Origin of the sequence: Wolbachia pipientis, from assembly GCF_023661085.1 — a bacterium.
Classification (GTDB): domain Bacteria; phylum Pseudomonadota; class Alphaproteobacteria; order Rickettsiales; family Anaplasmataceae; genus Wolbachia.
Genome location: NZ_JAHDJT010000080.1, coordinates 1 through 6,475, shown reverse-complemented (window position 1 = coordinate 6,475; position 6,475 = coordinate 1). Strand labels below are relative to the sequence as shown.

At 35.2% G+C, this 6,475-nt stretch carries 7 protein-coding genes and 1 tRNA gene; 4 read left to right on the top strand and 4 right to left on the bottom strand.

The annotated features are described in order from the left end of the window. Window positions 1–262: 262 nt before the first annotated feature. Window positions 263–334, top strand: a tRNA-Glu gene (locus tag DM84_RS04215). A gap of 95 nt (window positions 335–429) precedes the next feature. Here the strand turns inward: DM84_RS04215 and DM84_RS04210 are convergent. Genes DM84_RS04210 through DM84_RS04200 form a run of 3 tightly spaced genes read right to left on the bottom strand, consistent with a single transcriptional unit; the run spans window position 430 to window position 2,202 of the window. Next, window positions 430–807: a cytochrome c-type biogenesis protein gene (locus tag DM84_RS04210; protein ID WP_250778564.1), complete on the bottom strand. Its 378-nt coding sequence runs from the start codon at window positions 805–807 to the stop codon at window positions 430–432. Beyond that, window positions 791–1,840, bottom strand: a complete 1,050-nt coding sequence (locus DM84_RS04205; RefSeq protein ID WP_250778562.1) for a hypothetical protein — start codon at window positions 1,838–1,840, stop codon at window positions 791–793. Before DM84_RS04205 ends, DM84_RS04210 begins: the two co-directional genes overlap by 17 nt. A 2-nt stretch (window positions 1,841–1,842) precedes the next feature. After that, complete coding sequence (locus DM84_RS04200; protein WP_250778560.1) at window positions 1,843–2,202, bottom strand: ferredoxin family 2Fe-2S iron-sulfur cluster binding protein; 360 nt, start codon at window positions 2,200–2,202, stop codon at window positions 1,843–1,845. Window positions 2,203–2,322: 120 nt separating this feature from the next. Between DM84_RS04200 and murD the strand changes: the two genes are divergently transcribed. The 3 genes from murD (at window position 2,323) to DM84_RS04185 (ending at window position 5,700) form a co-directional block, all read left to right on the top strand. Then, window positions 2,323–3,666 carry a UDP-N-acetylmuramoyl-L-alanine--D-glutamate ligase gene (murD, locus tag DM84_RS04195; protein ID WP_250778558.1) on the top strand — a complete coding sequence of 448 codons (1,344 nt, stop codon included), beginning with the start codon at window positions 2,323–2,325 and terminating at the stop codon, window positions 3,664–3,666. 6 nt (window positions 3,667–3,672) lie between these two features. Beyond that, window positions 3,673–4,272, top strand: coding sequence for a COQ9 family protein (locus tag DM84_RS04190; RefSeq protein WP_250778556.1), 600 nt, complete (start codon window positions 3,673–3,675; stop codon window positions 4,270–4,272). Between the two features lie 81 nt (window positions 4,273–4,353). Next, on the top strand, window positions 4,354–5,700 hold the full coding sequence (locus DM84_RS04185) for an alpha/beta hydrolase family protein (protein ID WP_458783139.1): 1,347 nt from the start codon (window positions 4,354–4,356) through the stop codon (window positions 5,698–5,700). On the opposite strand, the gene rsmD is transcribed toward DM84_RS04185, so the two are convergent. Further along, a complete protein-coding gene (rsmD, locus tag DM84_RS04180) occupies window positions 5,692–6,240 on the bottom strand; it encodes a 16S rRNA (guanine(966)-N(2))-methyltransferase RsmD (protein WP_250778552.1) in 549 nt (182 codons plus the stop codon). The genes DM84_RS04185 and rsmD overlap by 9 nt on opposite strands. Window positions 6,241–6,475: the final 235 nt, after the last annotated feature.

The following is a 6,475-nucleotide window of genomic DNA, read 5'->3' as shown; positions in this document are numbered from 1 at the left end:
GCTACCTCGGGGTTTTATTGTCTTTTTTCTCCGTTTGGTAAATTTCTTAAATATTATAGCTTAGACTAGTTGCCTTCAAAAGCAGCTAAGTTGCAGCATTTAAGACACAAAACGCCAATACTAAAAATAAATAATGACCAGGGTTTCTTTTGCTTTTTTTTCGTGTAGTTTAGGTTATGCAACATGTCTACTCTCTGTTTCACTATAAAACAATTGAATTGACTTTATATGAACAATCAGTATAACTTAGTTAACTTGTATTGACTCTTTCGTCTAGTGGTTAGGACACCACCCTTTCACGGTGGTAACACGGGTTCAAATCCCGTAAGAGTCACTCGTTATGTTTTATGGACTTCTCTTTATAGTACTTTTAGCACAACGCAAATCCGTTTTTCCTTAACTTAATGGCAGTGATAACAGGAGGAGGGGCTACTTGGTGTATTTTCGTATCAGAAAACACCCTATTAGCAGAATTGTGAGTGGAATAAACCATAAAACATAAGTACTAAATTTTACAGGCGGAATGATTATAATTGAATCTCCATAAGAATTTTTCAGCTCTGAAATTATTTGCTCGTCAGCATGTCCATCACTGATCTTTTTACGAATCGTCTTGCGCATATCGTGTGCAATCTTAGACTCGGACTCAGATAATGACTCACCGGAACATATTGGACACTTTATTATTTCAAATAAATTAGTTGCTCGCTTTTCCATGCTTTTGTCTATGAGTTTATCATCCAAAGTAAAAGCGTTTATGCTTAAGTGAAATATCAATGTAAAAAGTAAGCTAACTACCGCTTTCATTCTTGGTTAGCTCGGTAATTTGACTTAGTTGGTTCATAAAATCAGTAGTAGGTAACTTTCCAATAAAACTTGACCCTACATCATCGTCGTATTTTATTGAAAATTGAATGCTATCATCAGTTGTTTTTTCTGACAAGGAAGATATTAATTTTTCAAGCGCATCCGAAGCTTTCGAGTGATTTTTCTTGCCAGTCATAAACGAGATCAACCCTTTATAATTTGACACGGCCAAGTTGATTTTATCTTTAAACGAAGATGTAACCAGATTGTAATTGTTTATTCCACCATCTGCAGTGAGAGAAAAATTATTACCCCGAATTAAAAATTTTTCTATGTTGAAGTTAATTCTAGAGGCTGAGATGTGATTTACAAATTCATAATCAAATTTAGTATCAACGTTCAGGTAGTTCTCGGGACTTGCAACCCGATAAGCATAAAAGTCGAATCCTAGCTTAGCGTTTCCATTCAGTTCTTTATTGAGATGAAATTGAATATAGTTGCTTTTACCATTCACTTCAGTTATAACACTCTGCTGATTTTCTGAATCAGATGCAACATCACATCTCAGTCCATGATCTTCGTAACGAAGTGTGTCTATATATTCTATCATGGTGCTATTTCTGTCAAACCTTAGCGAAGATGGTAAATTGTTTAGTTTGACAACAAAGTGATTGTTATTGTTTGTATGACATTTTATATTCTTTTTCTCGTCGCCATGAACGGTAATATTGATCTCATTGCTTGGTATGTAGATATATACTGATTTATCGAATAGCCTATTTTTTATCACTAAAGCTTCTGATGAGATAGTTAATTGCTCACTGGAAAACTTTGGGTTTGTCACATGGAAAATTAGATCACAAGGGAATCCGCTAAAATCATGTGAAATATCGAATTTTTCATCGTTAATGTATAGTATTGTTTCCGCTAAAAGGTTTTTTGTTTTACATGCGGAAAAATACCAAAACCCACTATAAGCTGCGGGGATAAATAAAAGTAAAGAGACAGTAATATAGATGAAAACCTTACGCACAGCTAATCATTCCCTTGTTTATCGAGCGATATGTTTCTTGTACCTCTTGGTATGGTTACACACAAGCCATCAATATCTTTTGTAATTTTTATTTGGCACCCAAGCCTTGATGTCTCTGTCAAGCCAAAAGCTAGATCTAACATATCATTTTCCTCATCAGACATAGGATTATACATTTCTACATCATCATAAAATTTTGGATCAACGATTACATGGCATGTAGAGCAGGCAAGAGAACCTTCACATGCGCCTTCAAGCAAGTCTGAGTCGCTTCTGTGAGCTAAGTTAAGCAGAGTCTCCCCCTCTGCAGCTTCGTAACTTTTCTTACTTCCATCAGGTAAAATAAAGGTGACGGATGGCATATTACTTTCCTATTAAAATCCTTACTAATTTTTCTATATTCTACAGGTAATAATTAACATTTGCAAATCCTTTACGTTAGGCCTATTAACAATTTATATAACATCTTCCGAAAACAAGTAATGCAACTGAGCAAATACAAAAATCAAAATGTTGCGGTTTTTGGTCTTGGTAAAACTGGTTTGTCTGTCATTAATGCTTTAGTGAAGAGCGGTGCAAGAATATATGCATGGGATGATAATAAAGAGCAAATAGCAAATGCAAAAATGATGTATCGGGAGTGTAATTTTATTCATCCCAAGGAATGTAATTGGCATGAAATAAGAACGTTGATTTTAAGCCCTGGAGTGCCAATTTCATATCCAACGCCGCATTGGATAGTGAAACTCGCGAGAAGCTATGACTGTAAAATAAAATCGGATATCGAGCTATTCCTTGAAGTTAAAGCTACGAACCAGAAAATAATAGGCGTCACAGGAACAAATGGTAAATCAACCACTGTGTCACTAATAGGGCACGTATTAAAATCTGCAGGGAAAAAGGTAGCTGTTGGTGGAAATTTAGGTGTTCCTGTTTTAGATCTAGAAAGAGATGCAGAAATTTATGTAATTGAGTTCTCCTCTTTTCAATTGGAGCTGATGGATAAGATTAATGTGGACATTGCAGTATTATTCAACATTACACCAGACCACATAGATAGACATGGAGGTATGGAGAATTATATAGCAACTAAATTAAAACTGATAAACGGTAGTGAAATTGCCGTGATAGGATGTGATAATGAGATTACTGCTGATGTATTCAACAAATTCACTGGAAACAAAATTTCAATTTCAGCTTCAATGTTACCTTTTTTGCCATTTCAGTGCCCCAACACTGGAATCCAACCAGGTCATGTAAGTGATATGAAAATAAACTTAACATCCAATGCGGAAAACATAGCGGCTGCATATGCTGTGTGTAAGCTGCTTAAAATAGATAACAACACTATTATCGATGGAATCAAATCCTTTCCAGGTTTGAAACACAGAAATGAGCTGCTTGGTAAAATAGAAAATGTGTTTTTTGTGAACGATAGCAAAGCGACTAATGCCAAATCGAGCGAAAAAGCAATTTTGTCTTATAAAAACATATATTGGATCGTTGGCGGAAGAAGTAAAGAGGGTGGCATAGAGTCACTAAGCGAGCACTTTACAAGAATTAGAAAAGCTTTTCTAATTGGAGAATCAACAGAAGCTTTTGCAAATGTTATGGGGAATAAAGTAGATTGTATGAAATGTTATAATCTAGAAAACGCATTTGAACTGGCTTTCGAAGAGGCCATAAATAGCAAAGAAGAAGTAACGATATTACTTTCTCCTGCATGTTCTTCTTTTGATCAGTGGAAAAATTTCGAAGAACGTGGTGACACATTTTGCAGAATGTTTGAAAATCTCAGGTACAATTACATGTGCTGTTTAGTATAATATTGTATGGAACAAGATGAAATAAAGTCAGTAGTAGACGAACTGATTAGGGTCATTCCATTTGAGGGGATAAGCGATGAAACCTTATTGAAGGCGTGCACAGACCTTAACCTAGCCAATAGCTTTTGCAAATTTCAAAATGGAATATATAGCGCTTTGGAGTATATAGCAGAGGACTTAAATAGTTCAATGGAAGCTGAGCTAAGAAACTCCAATTTGGAAGATATGAAAGTGCGGGAGCGGGTAAAATTAGCTGTTCAAATACGCCTCTCAAACTACGCTAAACTACCAAATTATAGAGAATTTTTAAAAAATGTTTTACTATTTTCTGTATCGCCAAAGAATACATACTTTTCTAGTAAACTCTTGTACAAAACTGTTAGTGCAATTTGGTATGGCATCTACGATCAATCAACAGATTTTAATTACTATACAAAACGGGCAATATTAGCTGGGGTATATCTGAGCACAATTCTCTTCTTCATTAATGACTATTCAGAAGGTTTTGCAGATACTCTATCATTTCTTGACAGACGTACCGACAACGTCATGGCATTTCAAAAGTTCAAAACTCGCTTAAAAGGAATTGTGGGAAGTTTCCTATAGGTTTTTTAAGCTATTTTTTAAAGCCATCTTGGCTTTCTTTAGTTTTTATGTTAAGATAACAGGATGTTTATCAATGAAAAAATGAAAGTTATTTGTTATCCTGATCCCAACATTAAGCCAGAAAAAAATGCGAGGCACATAATAAACTTTTTTGGGATACTTGGATGTATTAAGATTAATGCACTTGGTAAAGACAAATCCAAAGAGCAAGAAGGTAACGTAATTAAGCATTATTTTGACTATCCTTATTTTTCTAGAATTGTTAATCCAGAGTTCTTTCAAGAAGAACTAGATGATGAAGAGAAAAAATTTACTAGGAGGATAATATCACTATGGTTATGTTTTGCCATATTGTCTACTGCTTCTATTGTGTCGTTATACTTGGCGTACCAGAATCAAAAATCAAAAAAAGTGCTTACGGGATTAGCTTGTACATCAGCAGTATTATTAACTTTGGCTACCATATGTTTTATCATAGTTTTATCGTGGGTGTTTTTTGACTTTATTAAGGCAAAGTTTGTTGTACATAGAGTTAAAAGCCTTTTGGAAAATGAAGTCGGCCCTGAATGGATAAAGCGTTATAAGAAAGAGTTTATGGGTGAGACTTGCAATCAAGAGTTAGAAAAAGATATAGAGGACATCATAGAGTTCCTTTTGGAGAGAAAGAAGATTGTAGCACTGTATAACTTTCTAACAAATGGGGAAGAATTAGTCCAAGCAGGGATGGCAATGGTGAACAAGTTGCTTATAGATGGCATACATCCAAGTGACATAGTTTTAGATACTAACTCTCTTGGAGGAGGAGTTGTAGCGGAAGTTCTGAAAAGATTTGAGGATCAGGGTATCCATTTGACACTAATTCACAGTAATTCTTTTAGTTCACTCAAAGATGCAACTAATAACTTTCCTCATGGAGTAGGGGGCTTTTTCACAAGGTGGCTTCCTGCAAAGTTTTTGAATTTTTGGTTTGGGCGTTGTGGGTTAGATTTTAATCCACAGAAAGTTGTAGAGAATACGAAATGTCCTGTCTTAATTGCTGGCAGGAAAGGTGATACTGTAATCCCAGAAGAAACACAACTCGTTAATAAACTTGATGATCTATCCGGAGAAAGGTTAAGAAAAAATATAGTGCTTGAACATAATCCTAATGTTCCTTGCAATAATAAGAATATTCACACCGATCATAAAGAACATTTAGTTTGTTGTGAGGATAATGAAGGCACGACAAAATACATCAGTTACAAGGAAATAGAAAATGAATTTATTGAAGATGCACGTAAATATTTAGTAGGCAAAGGGCTTAACAAAAAGTTTAATCTAAATGGCTACATTATAAGTGATTTTTCCAGAAACTTGACACAAATAAAATTAGAACCCTTCCTGAAGGCATTGGAATCCCAGAATAGGGTATATGCAAGTTTAAGTTGATAGGGAAAGAAAAATTATTCTTGCTATACCGTAAGTGCGCTCCAGGGCTATACTAAAATTTTTATTGCACTGAAAATCTTCGGTTTTCCTAATCTCTAGAATTATCAGTGCATCATCACTTAGCCAGCCTGAGTGAGCCAATCCTTCTAAAGTTGAGTGGACTAGATTACTATTGTAAGGTGGATCTATAAAAACTATGTCGCATTGTGAGATAGGTTTTGGTAATTTGTCAGCGCTGCAGCAAATTAGCGTAATATCGTCCGTAGTTCCAAGATTTTCTGCCGTTTTCTTAGGCAATTGCAAATTGTAGTAATCTGAATCTACCATGAATGCATGTTTAGCGCCGCGGGAAAGTGCTTCAAATGAAAAAGAGCCACTTCCACAGAATAAATCAAGCACATTCGAGTTATAAATGGGCTTTTTTGAAAAAAGTGTGTTGAATATTGCTTCCCGGACAATACCCATGGTAGGCCGTGCGGCTAAATGCTTACCTGTGGCTATCTTTCTTCCGCGATATTTCCCTGCAATAATACGCAACATACTAAATAAGCTCCAAATTAGCTAATTATTTAGTAGTACATGATTAGTGTCAATATAACTTTGGTAGTCCAATTCCCACTACACAGAAAGCGGACAGACAACAGTGGAAAAAAGCTACCCAACAGAAATAAAAAAACTACTTGACAATCTTCGCCGTTACCCTTATAATGAGACTGAAGCTATTATTTATCTTCAGTCTGTGCAGATTAAATGAGAAAAAAACTTAGCATATTTG

What these genes read in the sequence shown, in the direction of transcription:
- DM84_RS04185 (WP_458783139.1), top strand. Translation starts at nt 4,354, where the DNA reads ATGAAAGTTATTTGTTATCCTGATCCCAACATTAAGCCAGAAAAAAAT.
- murD (WP_250778558.1), top strand. Translation starts at nt 2,323, where the DNA reads ATGCAACTGAGCAAATACAAAAATCAAAATGTTGCGGTTTTTGGTCTT.
- rsmD (WP_250778552.1), bottom strand. Translation starts at nt 6,240, where the DNA reads ATGTTGCGTATTATTGCAGGGAAATATCGCGGAAGAAAGATAGCCACA.
- DM84_RS04200 (WP_250778560.1), bottom strand. Translation starts at nt 2,202, where the DNA reads ATGCCATCCGTCACCTTTATTTTACCTGATGGAAGTAAGAAAAGTTAC.
- DM84_RS04190 (WP_250778556.1), top strand. Translation starts at nt 3,673, where the DNA reads ATGGAACAAGATGAAATAAAGTCAGTAGTAGACGAACTGATTAGGGTC.
- DM84_RS04210 (WP_250778564.1), bottom strand. Translation starts at nt 807, where the DNA reads ATGAAAGCGGTAGTTAGCTTACTTTTTACATTGATATTTCACTTAAGC.